The sequence below is a fragment of the Aliihoeflea sp. 40Bstr573 genome (assembly GCF_024105655.1).
Classification (GTDB): domain Bacteria; phylum Pseudomonadota; class Alphaproteobacteria; order Rhizobiales; family Rhizobiaceae; genus Aliihoeflea.
This window is the reverse complement of sequence record NZ_JAAAMH010000009.1, coordinates 114,789-131,684: the sequence shown is the minus strand read 5'-3', so window position 1 is coordinate 131,684 and position 16,896 is coordinate 114,789. Positions and strand designations below refer to the sequence as shown.

19 protein-coding genes are annotated in these 16,896 nt (G+C 63.3%); 1 reads left to right on the top strand and 18 read right to left on the bottom strand.

What is annotated here, in order from left to right:
- Window positions 1-4: 4 nt before the first annotated feature.
- From GTK01_RS13100 to GTK01_RS13035, 14 genes are all read right to left on the bottom strand, one after another.
- The gene (locus GTK01_RS13100) at window positions 5-2,338 is read right to left on the bottom strand and encodes a phage tail tape measure protein (protein ID WP_252926331.1); all 2,334 of its coding nucleotides are present in this window, start codon (window positions 2,336-2,338) and stop codon (window positions 5-7) included.
- 81 nt (window positions 2,339-2,419) lie between these two features.
- Complete coding sequence (locus GTK01_RS13095) at window positions 2,420-2,776, bottom strand: DUF6074 family protein (RefSeq protein ID WP_252926330.1); 357 nt, start codon at window positions 2,774-2,776, stop codon at window positions 2,420-2,422.
- Window positions 2,766-3,461, bottom strand: coding sequence for a DUF1376 domain-containing protein (locus GTK01_RS13090; RefSeq protein ID WP_252926329.1), 696 nt, complete (start codon window positions 3,459-3,461; stop codon window positions 2,766-2,768). Before GTK01_RS13090 ends, GTK01_RS13095 begins: the two co-directional genes overlap by 11 nt.
- A 121-nt stretch (window positions 3,462-3,582) precedes the next feature.
- On the bottom strand, window positions 3,583-3,834 hold the full coding sequence (locus tag GTK01_RS13085) for an AlpA family transcriptional regulator (RefSeq protein ID WP_252926328.1): 252 nt from the start codon (window positions 3,832-3,834) through the stop codon (window positions 3,583-3,585).
- 73 nt (window positions 3,835-3,907) lie between these two features.
- Window positions 3,908-4,561, bottom strand: a complete 654-nt coding sequence (locus tag GTK01_RS13080; protein WP_252926327.1) for a hypothetical protein — start codon at window positions 4,559-4,561, stop codon at window positions 3,908-3,910.
- Window positions 4,562-5,941, bottom strand: coding sequence for a site-specific integrase (locus GTK01_RS13075; protein WP_252926326.1), 1,380 nt, complete (start codon window positions 5,939-5,941; stop codon window positions 4,562-4,564).
- Window positions 5,942-6,323: 382 nt separating this feature from the next.
- Window positions 6,324-6,548 (bottom strand): hypothetical protein, encoded by a 225-nt coding sequence (locus tag GTK01_RS13070; RefSeq protein ID WP_252926325.1) that lies wholly within the window; start codon window positions 6,546-6,548, stop codon window positions 6,324-6,326.
- A 162-nt stretch (window positions 6,549-6,710) separates the two neighbouring features.
- Entirely contained in the window at window positions 6,711-7,250 is a 540-nt protein-coding gene (locus GTK01_RS13065; protein ID WP_252926324.1) for a MerR family transcriptional regulator, read from the bottom strand.
- Window positions 7,251-7,364: 114 nt separating this feature from the next.
- Entirely contained in the window at window positions 7,365-7,706 is a 342-nt protein-coding gene (locus GTK01_RS13060; RefSeq protein WP_252926323.1) for an integration host factor subunit alpha, read from the bottom strand.
- Between the two features lie 123 nt (window positions 7,707-7,829).
- Window positions 7,830-8,801 (bottom strand): beta-ketoacyl-ACP synthase III, encoded by a 972-nt coding sequence (locus GTK01_RS13055; protein WP_252926322.1) that lies wholly within the window; start codon window positions 8,799-8,801, stop codon window positions 7,830-7,832.
- Window positions 8,802-8,811: 10 nt separating this feature from the next.
- A complete protein-coding gene (gene plsX / locus GTK01_RS13050; RefSeq protein ID WP_252926321.1) occupies window positions 8,812-9,876 on the bottom strand; it encodes a phosphate acyltransferase PlsX in 1,065 nt (354 codons plus the stop codon).
- 112 nt (window positions 9,877-9,988) lie between these two features.
- On the bottom strand, window positions 9,989-10,519 hold the full coding sequence (locus tag GTK01_RS13045) for a hypothetical protein (protein ID WP_252926320.1): 531 nt from the start codon (window positions 10,517-10,519) through the stop codon (window positions 9,989-9,991).
- A 2-nt stretch (window positions 10,520-10,521) separates the two neighbouring features.
- A complete protein-coding gene (locus GTK01_RS13040; protein WP_252926319.1) occupies window positions 10,522-11,067 on the bottom strand; it encodes a DUF177 domain-containing protein in 546 nt (181 codons plus the stop codon).
- Window positions 11,064-11,630: a ubiquinol-cytochrome C chaperone family protein gene (locus tag GTK01_RS13035; protein ID WP_252926318.1), complete on the bottom strand. Its 567-nt coding sequence runs from the start codon at window positions 11,628-11,630 to the stop codon at window positions 11,064-11,066. Before GTK01_RS13035 ends, GTK01_RS13040 begins: the two co-directional genes overlap by 4 nt.
- 115 nt (window positions 11,631-11,745) lie before the next feature.
- Between GTK01_RS13035 and GTK01_RS13030 the strand changes: the two genes are divergently transcribed.
- Window positions 11,746-12,273, top strand: a complete 528-nt coding sequence (locus tag GTK01_RS13030; RefSeq protein ID WP_252926405.1) for an outer membrane protein assembly factor BamE — start codon at window positions 11,746-11,748, stop codon at window positions 12,271-12,273.
- A gap of 65 nt (window positions 12,274-12,338) precedes the next feature.
- On the opposite strand, the gene GTK01_RS13025 is transcribed toward GTK01_RS13030, so the two are convergent.
- From GTK01_RS13025 to GTK01_RS13010, 4 genes are all read right to left on the bottom strand, one after another.
- The gene (locus GTK01_RS13025) at window positions 12,339-14,480 is read right to left on the bottom strand and encodes a sodium-translocating pyrophosphatase (RefSeq protein ID WP_252926317.1); all 2,142 of its coding nucleotides are present in this window, start codon (window positions 14,478-14,480) and stop codon (window positions 12,339-12,341) included.
- A gap of 141 nt (window positions 14,481-14,621) precedes the next feature.
- Window positions 14,622-15,830 (bottom strand): MFS transporter, encoded by a 1,209-nt coding sequence (locus tag GTK01_RS13020; RefSeq protein ID WP_252926316.1) that lies wholly within the window; start codon window positions 15,828-15,830, stop codon window positions 14,622-14,624.
- A complete protein-coding gene (gene nusB / locus GTK01_RS13015) occupies window positions 15,827-16,333 on the bottom strand; it encodes a transcription antitermination factor NusB (protein ID WP_252926315.1) in 507 nt (168 codons plus the stop codon). The genes GTK01_RS13020 and nusB overlap by 4 nt, the downstream gene beginning before the upstream one ends.
- On the bottom strand, window positions 16,330-16,794 hold the full coding sequence (locus GTK01_RS13010; protein WP_252926314.1) for a 6,7-dimethyl-8-ribityllumazine synthase: 465 nt from the start codon (window positions 16,792-16,794) through the stop codon (window positions 16,330-16,332). The genes nusB and GTK01_RS13010 overlap by 4 nt, the downstream gene beginning before the upstream one ends.
- Window positions 16,795-16,896: the final 102 nt, after the last annotated feature.

The window sequence follows — 16,896 nt, the reverse complement described above, 5'->3', positions numbered from 1 at the left end:
CCCCTCACCAACTTGCGTGAACTTCGCGCAGGTCCGACTTCATTTCTTCATCGATCCTGCGCATTACCAAATCGGCAACCGCGTTCGCATCGATGGTGCCGTGGACGTGGATGGTGATGTCCCGAACGCCGACTGCGCCGCTGCCCGAAGCGCCGCCACCCGACCCGACCGACCCGCCGCCCCGCAAGAGGTCCATCGTCTGCCGGTGCGGGATGATCCGGCCGTTGCCGAGGTCCGTTCGAAGCTCGGGGCCTTCCTCGCCGACGAGATAGGTGCCACCGCTGCGCACCAGCCCGCCACGCGCCCGCGCACCGTCGATCACAGTCCCCTTCGTGTCGCCCCCGCCAAGCCCGAACAATGACCCGACCCGGCCAAGCGCGCCGGTGACTGCGCTCTTGATCTTCGCGGCGATCTGCGCGCCGAGGGAAGAGACGTATTCGAGGACGGCCCCGGCCGCGGCCTTCAATCCGGCAAGCAAGGCGTTCATGGCCTGATAGCCGGCGTTCTCGAAGGAGGCCTTCCCCTCGGCCGTCAGGATTTCGCGTTCGAACAATCCCGAGATCGAGCCGATCGCCGAGGCGATCGTGTCGCGAATGGTGCCAAAGGCGGTCCCGATCGACTGTGCGACCGGAGCCAGGGCATCAAGCGCCGGCCGGATCGCCTCGATCGCCGGCGCGAAGTTCTCCGAGATTGCGCGGCCGACGCCCGAGAAGATCGAGGACAGCCGGTCCCAATACTTCCAGATGGCCGCGCCGGCCAACGCAACCGCTCCGATGCCGAGGGCCACCGCGCCCCACGCGGGGGCCGTAAGCGCACCCACTGCGACAGCGATGCCCTGCGCGGCCCCCGAAAGAAGGGCAATGCCGGGAACCGCGCGGGCGATGCCGCCGATCGCCACGCGGGCTTTCGCCAGATTGCCGAACGGGAGACCTGCCATGGCCGCGAGGCTCGATTGCAGGGCGACAGCGTTTCGAGCGGCCCCGAAGGCCGCGCCGCCGACCTTGGCGATCGCGAGCGAGACCGAAAGCATCGCCCCGCGAAGATTGAGCCCGACGAACTGCAACCCGATCGCCGCGACACGGAAGGCGATCAGCCCCGCCGTCGCGCCGACGACTGCCTGGGTGACGCCGGGAAACTCCCCGGCGAGCTTTGCCATCTTTCCCGCAATGGGATCAAGCGTCTCTGCGACCCGAGCAAGGGCGGGCGTGAGGGCGTCGCCGATCGAGATCGACACGGCGTTCAGCGCGTTCCGCAGGCGATCGAGCGCGCCCTTGGTGGTCGCGGATCGGGCGTCGAATTCCTTCTGCACTGATCCCGCATAGGCCGCTTCGTCGCCGACAAGGGCATACGACGATGCCAGGAGGTCCAGATTGGCGAGCAGCGGGCCAATGGCCCGCGCTTCGTCGCCGAACAAGTCGGACGTCAGCGACGACCGCATTTCGGCCGGCAGTTCGCGGATGCGCGCAAGCACATCGGTCACCGTGCCGAGGGCATCCATTTGCATCCGCTTGGCAACGTCCTCGGCATCGAGGCCCAGCTTCGCCATCGCCGCCGACTGCCGCTTGGTGGCCGACGCGCCGCGCGTAAGCGCGCGGGACACCGCATTGAAGCTGGTCGCCGCAACGTCCGACTGCGCGCCCGAAGCGATCATCGCAGCGCCAAGCGCAAGAGTTTCCTCTTCCGTGAAGCCTGCGACCTTGCCGAGCGCGAGCGTCCGCCGGCTATAGTCGACAAGATCGGGAGCCGTCGCCGCCATGTTGTTGCTGACGTGGTTGATCGCGTCACCGAAGGCGAAAAGCTCTTCCTGCGACATTCCGGTTGCGGTCTGGATTTTTGCCAGAGCCTCGCCAGCCGTGCCGCCGGCCACGTCCCAGGCGACGCCCATCTTGACGACCTGTTCGGTGAACCCGGCGAGGTTTTCGGAGGCGACGCCGGATTGCGCAGCCGCCGCCATGAGGGCGGCGATCTCTTCCGCCGCCATCGGCGTCCGCGCAGAAATGTCGAGGATCGCCTTTTCGAGAGCTTCCAGCCCGGCCGGGTCGAGATCGACCACCTTCGCCACGTCTGCGAAGGCTTCCTCAAAGGCGATCGAGGCGCGGATCGCGCGGCCGACAGTGCGATCCAGAAGATAGAACCCGGCCGCGGCGTCAATCAGCTTCATGCGCGTCTGATCAAGCGCCGCGTCATTGCGGGCCAATGCCGACTGTATGCGAGCCTGCGCGCCACCACTCTGGTTTGCGGCGGTGTTGATGCCGGCGATCGAGCCAGCGACTTTCGTTGCCGGCCCCGTCACTTTGTCGAGCAGGCGGACAATCAGTGTTGAAGTAAGGGTTGCCACGTCAGGCTCCTGACGCGCTCTGCGGCGCGACTGCGGCGCTGCGGCAAACGCCGCGCGCGGGGATGGTGGGGATGAGGACTTTCATCGCGCGCCCTCCAAAGGCGGCGACCAGTAGGCGCGCCAGATCGCGGCGCGATACGATGCTACGTCTGCCTTCACAAGATGCGGGGCCAGGCCTGCGTTGACACGCATATCGGACACGCGCCGCAGGTGCTGTTTGAGGATCGCGTCCCGATCTGTCGTGTTTCGCGAGCCGCGCATCAAAGCTGCAACTTTCTCCACGTTTTCGTGCGCGGCCAGGGGGAAGATGAAGACCGAAGCCGACTTTGTCGACCGCTCGCCGCGCGCGGCGGACTGCCGCTTGGGACGTGCCGCCTGCGGAACGACCGTCAGTTCCGGCCGATCGGCGAAAAGCTCAAGCTGATCGTCACGCGACATATCGCGCCCTCCTTTCCAAGTCTTCGAGAAGGTCGTCGTGATCGTCATCCAAGAGATCATCGGTTTCGACGGCCGCAGGGATGACCGACAAGCGCGAAGGCATACTGGAAATATCGGGTTCGGAAGGAACGTGATCAGGCTCGAAGTCGTCCGACAGGCCGGGCAGGCCGGCGTAAGCCGAGGCCTGCTCGGTACCTGCGTCTGCTTCCTTTATGCCGAGCGTGTCCGTATCTTTGGGAGCGCCTGTAGGCGCTCCCTTATACGTCTTCGTCTCGGTCTCTATAGCAGACGCCCCTGTTTGATTTTCTTGCGTTTTTTTCCGCTGAATTTCCAAACTTTGTACTGACTTTTGACGAGATTTCTCCGAGTTTTGACGCGCATGTGCCGATCGCTTGCCGCGCTGCTCGATCTCCCCGGCCATGAAATCGCACCAAAGGCCGCCATCGATCCGAGCGAAAAGCCCGAGGACGACGATCCGATCGATCGCGTCGTAGAAGGTCTTCGCCCGCACCCGCGTCAGGCTGCGGACCTGCTCAAGCCAAACGTCCGAAAGAGGCTCTTCCCGATCGTGCATTTCGACCAGCAGGTCGATGTAAATGCCCTTCTCCGCTGAATTCAGCCCGCGGGTATCGGCCTTCCACCGATCGCCGCGAAGGCGAAACCATGGCGCGTTCGAATTGCTCACGGCGCGCCTCCCAAAAGAAGAAAGTCGCTGTCGCGCCCGTCGAGGCCCGAGAGCCAAGCGATTGCGCCGATGACGATGAGCGCGGCCAAGACGCGACCGATGTGGTGAAAGGCGGGCCGCACTACGCGGCCTGCCCTGCGTAGTCACTCGTAGAATTGCGGGCCTTCGCCGCGAGCCATGCGTCGAGGTCCGTGCGACGGTAGATGATCGCCCGCGCCGAGAGGCGGATGAAGCAAGGTCCGCCTCCGAAGTGCCGAAGCTTCTCAAAGGTCGAACGGGACTGCCGACAATAGGCGGCGGCTTCCTCGGTGGTCAGGTTGTCGAGGCTCTTAATCGCCTCAAGGTCAACGGGCTTCGATTTCGTGGTCGCCATGAGCCTTCTCCTTGCCTTGCTGGTCTTTCAGCATGGCCCGGAGATTGGCGATTTCTTTCCCCTTCCGGAATTCCTACTTGCCCCTATGATCGGATGACCAAACCTTCCTTTTTGCGGCAATGCGTTTCGACAATCGGGCTTGCAGGCGTGACCGATCGTCATCATCCCATCCAGGGCAGCGACCGTCGATCCATGCGGCTGTAACAAGCTCTTCAAAGAGAACTCCATACGGCCGTTCAATCCCTACTGATGCGATCGTGTCCCACAGGAGCGCCATTTCGCCGATGAAATGATCCGCAAAGAAATCGCGTGTCTGCGTCGGAGGTCGTGCTGCGAGACCATCGAGCCGATCGCGGATAGCCGTCCGCATTTGATTGACTTGAGCATCCTCGGCATTGAGGTTGACAGCATACTTTTCGAGAGCCGCGATCGCCTCGCGCCACGCGGCGACTTCTTGCTCGCGTTCTGCGCTTGTGTCTCGGTGCCTGTAGACAGAACGTGCCGCGATGTCGGCGTTGAGCACTGCGTTTCGCACATGCCATCGAACAGCTTTCGGCGGAGCCACGTAACGATAGATGCCGCGCTCCAACATCCGGTCTATGATCGTATCGATCTCCCATGCCCCCGCAGCACTTTCGTAGTCTGAACGCGGCGCACGCAGCGCCACCGAAGGGGATGGCATCTGTTCCGATCGGGTTTTGCGGGCAGCACGTTCTTTCGTCGGCATCTACGCCCCCTGCCGGAAAGGAATAATTGCTGCGCTTTCCTGTGCTGCTTCCTCGCCCATTGCCTGCGCGATCTTGGTCGCGATGGCGTCGGACGCCTTGCGCAGCGGATCGGCGTCCAGATGCGCATAGCGCTCGGTGGTAGATGCCTGCGTATGGCCCAGCAGCTTGCCGACAATGATGAGGCCGTGGCCCTCGCCTGCCCCCACGCTTGCGAAGGAGTGGCGAAGGTCGTGGATGCGGACCCCTTCAAGGCCGGCGGCTTTGCAGACGAGCTTCCACGGCCGTTTCAGGTCGGTGCGCGGCTGCGCCGATCCGTCCCGGCTTTCGCCGGGAAATACGAACTTGCTCCGCCTATGCAGACCGGCGAGGACGGCGCGAGCCGGCGCGTTGAGGATGATCGTCTTGGGGCCGGTCTTGCTGTCCCGCAGGCGCAGAAGCCCCCGCTCAAGATCAACGAAGGCCCATTCTAGATTGAGAATTTCGCGGAGCCGCGCTCCTGTGAAGATCAGCAGCCGAAGCGCGGCCGCGGCATCGGGATCGATCCGGGTGACCCGGTTTTCCGCTTTGGGCGCGTGTTTGGTCTTCCCGGTGGGGTTTGGCTCCCAAGCGATGCCGACCGTCTCGGCCTGCCTGATGGCCGCGCCAAGGCGCTCAAGCTCCGCAACAGACAGGAAGCGATCTTTCCCCTGCTCCGCGTATTTCTCAACCTTATAGGTCGGCCGGCGGATGTTCTCCGGCAAGAGATCGATGCTTTCTGCATAGCCGTATATCGCGGAAAGGACCGACAGGACGCGATTTGCTGTAGCAGGACGATCAGCTAGCGAGACATGAAGCCGCGCGACCTCGGCGCGCTTGATCTCCCGCGCGTCTCGCTTTTTGAAAGTGGGGAATATGTATCTGACGATGATGTGGCGATAGAAATCGTCGGTGCTCGCTTTCCTCTTGATCCGCACATGGTCCCGCAAGAAGCGGGCGGCGAGCCGATCGATGCGCAGATCGCGAGCAAGTCGCCGTTCTTGTGCCTCGGCCGCGCGGGCCGCTGTTGCGGCCCGACGAGCCGCATCCTCGTCCGCCTTGCGATCAACGCCCGTCTGACCCTCGCGGATTAGCGATCTGGCACGATCACGCGCCTTGTCCACGGTCCACGTTCCAAAGGGGCCGATGGTGACGCGCTTAGATTTCGCGCTGCGGCCGGAGCCGATGCGGAATTGCGCGACAAAGGTGCGCTTCCCCTGCGCGGTGATGTTGCATCCGAAGCCCTTAACCGCCCCGTCGCCGGCATCCCATAGGAAGTAGCTCGACCCCGTTATGGGCGCGGTCTCGACCGCCTTCTTCGTGATCATCGCCATGTCGTCGCCAACCCCCGGCCTTCCTGCCATTCCCGCTTCGCGCAGGAAAATAAGCACATAATAAGCACCAAATCGGAAAGAAGCTGGCGCTTACGTGAAAGACGTTAAGGCTGGCATACAGTGAATTCAAGCGGTTATCCGCTCAATGAAAGAAGAGGCGGCTTGTTCAAAGCAGATTTCTCAATCTGGGGGTCAAGGGGTCGTGGGTTCGAATCCCGCCGCTCCGACCATTTTCCCTTCCCCTCAGATTCTCATATTCCTTCGGCGCGTGATTGCGTGACCGCAGGCGCGGGAAGGTATTTCCGGCCGATCTCGAAAATCAGCGTCCGCCATTTCCGCCCCATTGACGAATATCTCACACGAAAAAGGGCCGGCGAAGCCAGCCCTTTATGCAGTTTCTTTCCGGACCCGTTTACCGCCGCAGGAGCGCTGCGGCTGCCAGTCCGACGACAGCAAGGCCGGCGAGAACGAGCGCGGGATGGTCGCGCGCGGTCTGCTCGGCATATCGCGCTTGCTTGCGCACCACCGGCATCCAGTCGTGAATGCGCTCGGCGATATCGTCATAGGCGTGCGAAGCGGTTTCGAGCGTGTCATCGTAGAAGTGCGAGCCGCGACGGCGGGCCTGGCGCGTAAGCAAGGATAGTTCCTTGTTTAGATGGGCGATGCGTCGTTCGAGATCGTCATCCCAAGAACGACGGCCGCCGAAGATCGAATATGACATGGGTGGTCCCTTCCATTCGCCACGTGTTTGCTCTTCAAACGGTGGCGCAAGGGCTTGGTTCCACTCAGCCTGCGAGCTTCAGCGCACCTGGTCGAGCAGGCGCTTGCATTCCAGAAGGTCGAACAGCGCCTCCTGAAGCAAAGCGCGGTTATCACGCGACAGGCGCTCGTCGTCCGGGGCTACAGGACCGTCCTCCTCGCCGCGCGCCAAGCCGAAGAAGCGCCTGGCAGGCTTGGCCTTTGGCTGGCCGAGAATGATTTCCTCGTCGCCGTCGGCATCCGGGCTCGTATTGGCGGCTTCCGCCTCCTGCTGCTTGCGCTGCGCAATCGCCTCGACGGCGGCAAGATCGCCGTTGCCGATGGCGATGACGAACTGATTGCCGTTGTCGCGCAGGAGTTTCTGCACGCCCTTGATCGTGTAGCCCTGGTCGTAGAGCATGTGGCGGATGCCCTTGATCAGTTCCACGTCCTGTGGACGGTAGTAACGGCGGCCGCCGCCGCGCTTCATCGGTTTGATCTGTGAAAAGCGCGTTTCCCAAAAGCGCAGAACGTGCTGCGGCAGATCGAGATCGTCGGCGACCTCGCTGATGGTGCGGAATGCGTCGGGAGACTTTTCCATGGCTTGCTCGCTTTCAGGCCTCGCGATTCGCCAGTATTACAATCCCTTAGTCACACATATTCAAGTGCGCGGAGGTCTTGCCCCCCCGAATTTGACCTTGCTGGGTTGCCGAGTTCAGCCCTTGGCGAGCTTGGCTTCCTTGACGGGGTCCGAAGCGGCGCGGTGATTGTCGAGGATGCGCTGCTTGAGGACGTTCGACGCCTTGAACGTCATCACCCGACGCGGGAGGATCGGCACTTCCTCGCCGGTCTTGGGATTGCGGCCGACGCGCTCGTTCTTCGAACGGACCTGGAAGGTCGCGAAGGAGGAGAGCTTCACCATTTCCCCCCGCACGATGGCGTCGCAGATTTCGTCGAGCACCATCTCGACGAGTTGCGCAGATTCAGTTCGCGAAAGCCCGACCTGCCGATAGACAGTCTCAGCGAGATCGGCACGCGTTAAAGTCTTTCCCCCCATCGGCCGTCCAACCACTCTCAAAAATGCAGGAGAATTTTCAAGCAGTGGCGACGTTAGGAAATTGGGGTGTCGAGGTCAAGAACCCATTGACCTCGCTTGGTTTATCTCGGGGCAAGTGTGATCCTACCAGCGCACGAGCACCGCGCCCCAGGTGAACCCGCCGCCCATGGCTTCCAGAAGGACGAGGTCGCCCTTCTTGATGCGGCCCGTATCGACGCCTTCGCAAAGCGCCAGCGGCACCGAGGCGGCCGATGTGTTGCCGTGCCGGTCTACGGTGATGATCACCTTATCCTCAGCGATGCCGAGCTTCTTCGCCGATGCGTCGATGATGCGCTTGTTTGCCTGATGCGGGACGAACCAGTCGAGGTCGTCGGCCGTAATGCCGGCCTGCGCGAAGACCGACTCGACCACGTCAGTGATCATGCCGACCGCGTGCTTGAAGACCTCACGGCCTTCCATGCGCAGATACCCGACGGTGCCGGTCGTGGACGGGCCGCCGTCGACATAGAGCTTCTCGCGATGCGAGCCGTCCGAGCGCAGGCTCGCGGCGAGGATGCCGCGATCGGCGATGGTCCCCTCGCCTTCCGCCGCCTCGAGGATCACCGCACCCGCGCCGTCGCCGAAGAGAACGCAGGTCGTGCGGTCCTGCCAGTCGAGGATGCGCGAAAAGGTTTCGGAGCCGATGACGATGACGCGCTTAGCCATGCCGCCGCGGATATGCAAGTCGGCCGTGTTGACGGCATAGACGAAGCCCGAGCACACAGCTTGCATGTCGAAGGCAAAGCCGTGGCGCATGCCGAGCCGTTCCTGGATCTCGACCGCCGTCGCCGGGAAGGTATTGTTCGGGGTGGACGTCGCGAGCACGATCAGATCGATATCTTCGACCGTTAGGCCTGCCGCATCGAGCGCCGCGCGCGCCGCCGCCTCGCCGAGCGAGGCCGTTGTCTCGTCCTCACCCGCGATGTAGCGCTGCGTGATGCCCGTCCGTTGGACGATCCAGGCGTCGGACGTTTCCAGCACGCCCTCGAAATCCGTATTCTTCATTACGCGGCGCGGCAGGGATTTGCCGACCGAGCGCACGACCGATCTGATCATTCTCTTTATCTCACTTTCCTGCCGCCACGACCATGTCGTCGTCGCCGCCGCGTGGGCGCAGGCGCCCATGGAATTGCTGGAGCTCGGCTTCGATGCGTTCGCGAAGCTTGCCCTTGGCCATGTCGTAGCCGAGTTCGACGGCGGCCGCGAAGCCCTCGTCATCCGTCCCGCCATGGCTTTTCACCACGATGCCGTTCAGCCCGAGGAACACGCCCCCATTGATCTTGCGCACGTCCATCTTCTCGCGCAGGAAATCGAACGCGCCTTTGGCGAGCACATAGCCCATCTTCGACAGGAAGCTGCGCGACATCGCCTCCCGCAGATACTGCGCGATCTGTTTGGCGGTGCCTTCCGCCGTCTTCAGCGCAATGTTGCCCGCAAAGCCTTCCGTCACCACCACGTCGACCGTGCCCTTGCCGAGATCGTCGCCTTCCACGAAGCCATGATAGTCGATCGACTTCAGCCCGACCTCGCGCAGGATGCGGCCAGCCTCCTTGACCTCTTCCTGGCCCTTCACCTCCTCAACGCCGACATTGAGGAGGCCGACGGAGGGGCGCTCGATGTCGAACAGCGCGCGCGCCATCGCAGAACCCAGGATCGCGAAGTCGATCAACTGGTGCGCGTCTGCTCCGATCGTGGCGCCGACATCGAGCACGACACTTTCGCCGCGCACCGTCGGCCAGATGGCGGCGATGGCCGGGCGCTCGATGCTCGCCATGGTGCGCAGGCAGAACTTCGACATCGCCATCAGCGCGCCGGTATTGCCGGCCGAGATGCACACGTCCGCGTCGCCGTTCTTCACGGCCTCGATCGATTTCCACATCGAAGACTTCCAGCGGCCCTGGCGCAGCGCCTGGCTAGGCTTGTCGTCCATGCGGACCGAAATCTCGCAATGGTGAAACTCGGAAACGGCCTCCAGCTTTGGCAATCTGGCGAGGATCGGACGTACCTCGTCCTCGCGGCCAAATATCAGGAACCGTGCATCGGGGCGTCGCTCGGCTACGCGTGCCAGACCCGGCAGCGTCGTCGAAGGACCATGGTCTCCCCCCATGGCGTCGATGGAAATGCGTATCACGCGGCAATCGTCTTTCGTTGGCCCTTCAGGGGCGGCATTTCAGCAAAGTGCGGCGAAAATAGCGGTTTCATCCCGGCAAACAACTGCCTTATGCACGGCTAGCCCCCGAGTGTCACGGTTGCACGCACGTCTTCAACAAGGGCGGCCACGGCTTGGTGCCTTCCAACCGGAGGACGGGACAGCCCAGCGTGGCAATCCAGGCTTCATGCTTGCGGCGACTGCGTCCCGCATGCGTTTCGTTATCGTAGCCGCGGGCCCACGAGATGAATTCGACGTGCTGCCCGTGCATCCTTCCGCCCGGCGCGATCGCTTCGCCGTAGCGGGCACGTTCGCGTGCGATCAGCCGGGGAAGGCGGATTTCGGGCGGCACGTAGAGATAGATCACCACATCGAGGTCAAGCAGGAGCCCGTCTCCCCACCCCATTGCCGATCCGGACAGAACCCACGAACCGGCATCCGCCATAGCACCCGCGAGCAGTTCCTGTCTGATCGCGATCGGCCGGATATCGGTGAAAGGCGGATCGGTCGGCAGCCAGAAGAAGGTGTCCGTGTCCAGGTGCCGGATGCTCAACGCCGCGCCAAGGGCTGCTCCCAGCGTCGTCGTTCCCGCGCCGGCCGGCCCGGTGATGTGGAGGCGCGGCATCGTCAGCCGTCGCGCTTCAGCGCCTTCAACTGCTCGTAGAGCGGTCCCCGCTCGGCGGCGTCATTGTCGGGCGCGGTGACAGGGGCGGCTTCGACCTTGCGCGGATAGGGGTCGATGCCCAGCGCAAAGAACTCCTCGGCGAGTTGGCCGACATCGATCGTCTCGCCGGAAAACGGCTCCGGTCCGTCCTCTCCCTCGGCGTCGAGAATCATCTCGCCGCCCTCGAACGAGTCCGGCCGGATCAGCTTCGAGCCTTCGGGTACGAACAGCGCGTGAATTTCCTCGTCGACTTCGGCGTCGATCGGTTCAAGCGAAGCGATGCAGGACTGAACGATCGACGCCCTGACCTGCCCTGTAACCTTCACGCCATCGCGCTTCCAGTTTTCAACCATCAGGTCCGCCCGGAACGATCTGACTTCCACGAGATGATGTGCGTCGGCCAGTTGCCGGCGCTGCGTCTCGTCTGCCTCGATACGCACCGGCATGCCCTTGGAGGGCAGACGCAAAATGCTGGCATCGAAAGTAACGGGGCTCTTTTCCACGCTCATGCTGCCGCTCCCCCGATCGACCGGGTGCGCTCCGCCACGAGGAAGGAGACCTCGCCGGCCGTCAAGCCCGCCACCGGCTGCGCGGCAAGATCGCGCGCAGAGGCGAGTACATAATCGGCCATCGCCTGGGCTTCGTGCCAATTTGTGCCACCCGGGAAGACGTTGCGATAGAGTGCCTGCGCCAGCGCCTCGCGATCCTCTGCCTCGACCGCCTTGCCGTAGGAATCGGCCCGGCCGTAGAACATCTTAGCAAGCTTCTTCATGCGCTTCGGCACGCCGACATCGCCGATGCCGAGTTCCCGCAGCGAATGGTCGACATCCTTGAAGAACTCGTCTGTCACGTCCTGCGCGACGTCTTGAATGGCGCCGTCCTCGCGGCGGGTACGGTGGAGAAAAAGGAACATGTGCAGCGCCATCATCTCGTAGCGGCCAAGCGGCGTGTCGGGCACATTCCATTCGGCATAGAACACCGGCTGGCGCGCCGCCGCCACGATCTGTCCATAAATCCTATCGACGATGGCCGCGTTCTCATCCCGGCGTCCGCCGAACAGTCGCTTGAACATTCCCGAAGGGCTCCTTCTGGCGGTTTCGGTGCGTACGGCAACGCATCGTGTTGCATCGGCGCGCAAGCTGGTTTACCGCTTTTGCCCGCAGGCGCAAGGCGCGCTTAACCAAGTCATGGAGTTGTCGTTGCAAGGACGGAATTTCAAGAGCCGTGCACGGCTGGTCGTATCGGGTCTGGCTGCCATGCTTGCAGGCGGCGCTGCCGGCTGCTCCTCGGTGTCGGACGATCTCAACCCGCGCCAAACCTTCCAGCAAGGCTATGTCATCGACGAGCAGATGCTCGAACTTGTGCCGGTCGGGTCGAGCCGCGAGCAGGTTCTTCTGGCACTCGGGACGCCGACGACGACGGCCACCTTCGATAACGAGACCTTCTACTACATCTCCCAAACCGCCGTTCGCAACGTCGCCTTCCAGAACCCGCGCGTCGTCGACCGCAGGATTCTGGCAATCTATTTCGGCGACGACGGCCGCGTGTCGAACATCGCCAATTACGGTCTTCAGGATGGCCGGGTCTTCGACTTCATTTCGCGGACAACGCCGACAGCCGGCAGCGACACGGGCTTCATCCAGCAGCTCGTCACCGGCGTCGTGGGCGGCACGCCGATCGGCACGGGCGCCGGGCGCGGCTCCGCCAGCTTCTAGAATCCAAGCAGACATGCCAAAGGGCCGCGGTATCGCTACCGCGGCCCTTTCCTTTTGCCCGACGATCAGCCGTGGGCGAGAACTGCCAGCAGTAGCAGCGCCATGATGTTGGTGATCTTGATCGCCGGATTGACGGCCGGGCCGGCGGTATCCTTGTAGGGATCGCCCACCGTGTCGCCCGTCACCGAAGCCTTGTGCGCATCCGAACCCTTCAAGTGCCGTGTGCCGTCCTTGTCGATGAAGCCGTCCTCGAACGACTTTTTCGCATTGTCCCAAGCGCCCCCGCCCGACGTCATCGAGATCGCGACGAAGAGGCCGTTGACGATCACGCCCAGAAGCGTTGCGCCGAGCGCCGCGAACGCCGCGGCCTTCGAGCCGGAGACCAGAAGGATGCCGAAATAGACAACGATCGGCGCCAGCACCGGCAGGAGCGACGGGACGATCATTTCCCGGATCGCCGCCTTGGTCAAAAGATCGACCGCGCGGGCATAGTCCGGCTTCACCGTGCCCTGCATGATCCCCGGATTGTCGCGGAACTGGCGACGAACCTCCTCCACGATGGCGCCGGCCGCACGGCCGACGGCTGTCATGGCGATTCCGCCGAAGAGGTAGGGAATGAGGCCGCCAAAAAGCAGGCCCGCCACCACGTAGGGGTTCGACAACGAGAAGGACACGTCCTCCATGCCGGCGAAATACGGGTACTGCTCCGGGTTGGCGATGAAATATTCCAGATCGTAGGAATAGGCCGCAAAGAGCACCAGGGCGCCAAGGCCGGCCGAGCCGATGGCATAGCCCTTGGTGACCGCCTTGGTGGTGTTGCCGACAGCGTCGAGCGCGTCGGTCGACTGGCGCACCTCCGGCGGAAGGCCCGACATTTCGGCGATGCCGCCGGCATTGTCCGTTACCGGCCCGAAGGCGTCGAGCGCAACGATCATGCCGGCCAGTCCGAGCATGGTCGTGACCGCGATCGCGGTGCCGAAGAGGCCGGCCAGCTGGAACGTCGCCAGGATGCCGCCGATGATGACGATCGCCGGCAGCGCCGTCGATTCCAGCGAGACGGCAAGGCCCTGGATGACATTGGTGCCGTGGCCGGTCACCGACGCCTGCGCGATCGAGTTCACCGGACGCTTGTTGGTGCCGGTATAGTATTCGGTGATCACCACGATCAGCGCAGTCACCACAAGCCCGATCAGGCCGCAGAAAAAGAGGTTGGCGCCGGTGATGTCGATGCCGTTGACGACCCCTATCGAGCCCCAGCCGATGGTCAGTGAGGTTGCCGCGCCGATGCCCACGATCGTCAAAAGGCCGGTAACGATCAGCCCGCGATAAAGGGCGCCCATGATCGACGCATTGGCGCCGAGCTTGACGAAGAACGTGCCGATGATCGAGGTGATGATGCATGCACCGCAGATTGCCAGCGGGTAGATCATGATCGAGTCGAGAAGATCGGAGCCGAGGAAGAAGATCGCCGCGAGCACCATCGTCGCAACCACGGTCACGGCGTAGGTTTCGAACAGATCAGCCGCCATGCCCGCGCAGTCACCGACATTGTCGCCGACATTGTCGGCGATCGTCGCCGGATTGCGCGGATCGTCCTCGGGAATGCCCGCTTCCACCTTGCCGACCAGATCGCCGCCGACATCTGCACCCTTGGTGAATATGCCGCCGCCAAGGCGGGCGAAGATCGAGATTAGCGACGCGCCGAACCCGAGCGCGACGAGTGCGTCGATTACCATACGATCCGACGGCGCGGCGCCCATCGGGCCGATCAGCACCCAGTAGTAGACGGAGACTGCGAGAAGCGCGAGACCGGCCACCAGCATGCCGGTGATCGCCCCTGCCTTGAAAGCGATGTCCAGACCTGCCGACAGGCTGTTCGACGCGGCCTGCGCGGTGCGCACATTGGCGCGTACCGAAACGTGCATACCGATGAAACCTGCGACGCCCGAAAGGACGGCGCCGATCAGGAAACCGATTGCGGCCGTGGCGGACAGCAGCCACCAAGCAATGAGGAAGACGACCACGCCGACGAGCGCGATCGTTGTGTACTGGCGAGTGAGATAAGCCTGCGCGCCCTCCCGGATCGCGCCCGCAATCTCCTGCATGCGTGCATTCCCCTGGTCGGCCGCAAGGACCGATTGGGTTGCCCATATCGCGTAGACGATGGACAGCAGGCCGCAGGCGATGACGACGAAAAGCATGGTCATTGCCGATTCTTCCTTGATTATCGCCCGGCAGAACCCCTCCCCGGGCATTGGGAACGAAGCCGGAATCGATTGTCTCCCAGCATTCGCGGCCAGCTTATGCGAAGGATTCCCGACACATCAAGGAGTTATTCTTACCCAGGGTCAGCGGGCGCCGGCCGCGTGGCGGCGTCCATGCACTGCCAGAAAGGCCAGCGATGCGAGGCAGATGGCGCTGACCGGGAAAACGATCCAGTTCAGCATTTCCCAGCCGGCGAGGTTGTAGACGAGGCCGGACATGAAAGAGGCGAAGGCGACCGTCGAGAACAAAATGAAATCGTGGAAGCCGAGCGCCTTGCCCTTTTCGGACGGGCGATAGGTTTCGGCCACCATCGCAGTCGATCCGATGAAGCCGAAATTCCAGCCGATTCCGAGAAGGACAAGCGCCGTCCAGAACTGCCACAACTCGATGCCGGAGAGCGCGACGACGGCACAGCCGAGAAGCAACACCAGTCCCGCCGCCACGATCTTCTCCTTGCCGAAGCGGGCGATCAGCTTGCCGGTAAAGAAGCTTGGCGCGTACATCGCCATCACGTGCCAGGAAATGCCAAGCATGGCCTGGTCGGTGGAAAAGCCGCATCCGACCATGGCGAGGGGCGCGCCGGTCATGACGAAGCTCATCAGCGCATAGGTGCCGACGCCGCACAAGAGCCCAATGCAATACTTCGGCTGCCACACGATTTCGCCGAGGGAGCGCGCGGGACCGTCGGAAACGGCCGTTTCGAAAGGCCCCGCTTCGTTGCGCGGCAGGGCCGACAGGATGAGCGCACCGACGGCGGCGATGCCAAGCACCGACGCGAACGTACCGGCGAACATAACGGGCGCGAGAAGCTCCCGGGTGAAGATGACAATTTGCGGGCCGATGATTGCAGTGAGCACCCCGCCTGCCAAAACGAACGAGATTGCACGCGCCTTGAACTGCGCGGGTGCGGATTCGGCGGCGGCGAAGCGGAACTGCTGGACGAAGGCATTGCCGATGCCGATCAGTGCAAGACCGGCCGCAAACAGCCAGAAGTTCTGCGCGAACAGGGCAAGGGTCGCGAGGACGCCGCCGCTGGCAGTCATGCCGGTGCCGGTCATGAAACCGTGCCGAAGGCCGAGCCGTCTGAGGACCATTGCCGCAGGAATGGCGCCGAGCGCAACACCGATGGTGAAGCCGGTAACGGGTGCCGTCGCGAGACTCTTGTCGCTACCTAGAAGGTAGTAGCCGGCGAGGCCGCCGACCGAGATAGCAATGGGCGCTGCCGACCCGACGATGGCCTGCGCGGCAGCGAGGACGATCGCCGTGCGCCGAGCGTCGCGGGCCGTCGTCATGCCTTCGGCGTTCCGCCCCTGCCTTCGTTGCGAAGGCGGCGCGCAACGCGGTCGAGCACCGCATTGACGAGCTTGGGCTCTTCCTCGGTGTAAAAGGCCTTGGCGATGTCGACATATTCGGTGACAATCACGGCGACCGGTACGTCGGCGCGCTTCATAAGCTCATAGACACCTGCACGCAGGATTGCGCGCAGCGTCGAGTCCAATCGCGACAGCGGCCAGTCATCGGTCAGGGCCTGCCGGATGACCGGGTCGATCGTCTTCTGGTCCTGCACAACGCCCGACAGGATTGCGCGGAACCACTGGGGATCCGCTTCGCGATAGGTCGCGCCGTCAACTTCCTTGCCGAGGCGATAGGCCTCGTACTCTGCCGAGATCTCCAGCAGGCCGGTTCCCGCGACATCCATCTGGTAGAGCGCCTGCACGGCCGCGAGCCGCGCGGCGCCGCGCTTGTTGGCCTGGCGGACGGGCGGCGTTTCCGGGCGGTCGTCCGTGTCGCTCATCGGCCCGCCCCTGAAAGGCGCTTCTTCATCTCCACCATCGTCAGGGCTGCGCGCGCGGCGAAGCCGCCCTTGTCGCCCTCGTTGGGGCGCGCACGGGACCACGCCTGGTCGTCGTTCTCGACGGTCAGGATACCGTTTCCGATTGCCAGCGATTCATTGACGGAAAGGTCCATCAACGCGCGGCAGGATTCGTTCGCTACGATATCGAAATGGTAGGTCTCGCCGCGAATGACGCAGCCGAGCGCGACAAAGGCGTCGTAATCAGTGCCGCCCGCATCCGCACCATCGAGCGCGAACGAGATGACAGCGGGAATCTCGAGCGCGCCGGGCACTGTCACGACGTCATAGCTCGCGCCGCCGGCACTGAGCGCTGCCTTGGCTCCATCGAGGAGCGCGTCGGCCAGATCGTCATAGAAGCGCGCTTCGACGATCAGAACTTTGAGGGGTTCCTGTTGGGGCATGAATGTCTCCGGAATTGGCCCGGTGACTTAGGCCGATCCGGTCGAGTTCGCAAGCGAAGGTTTGCAAGAAGTCTGACGGTCGGCGCAGGAGGCCGCGCTCCT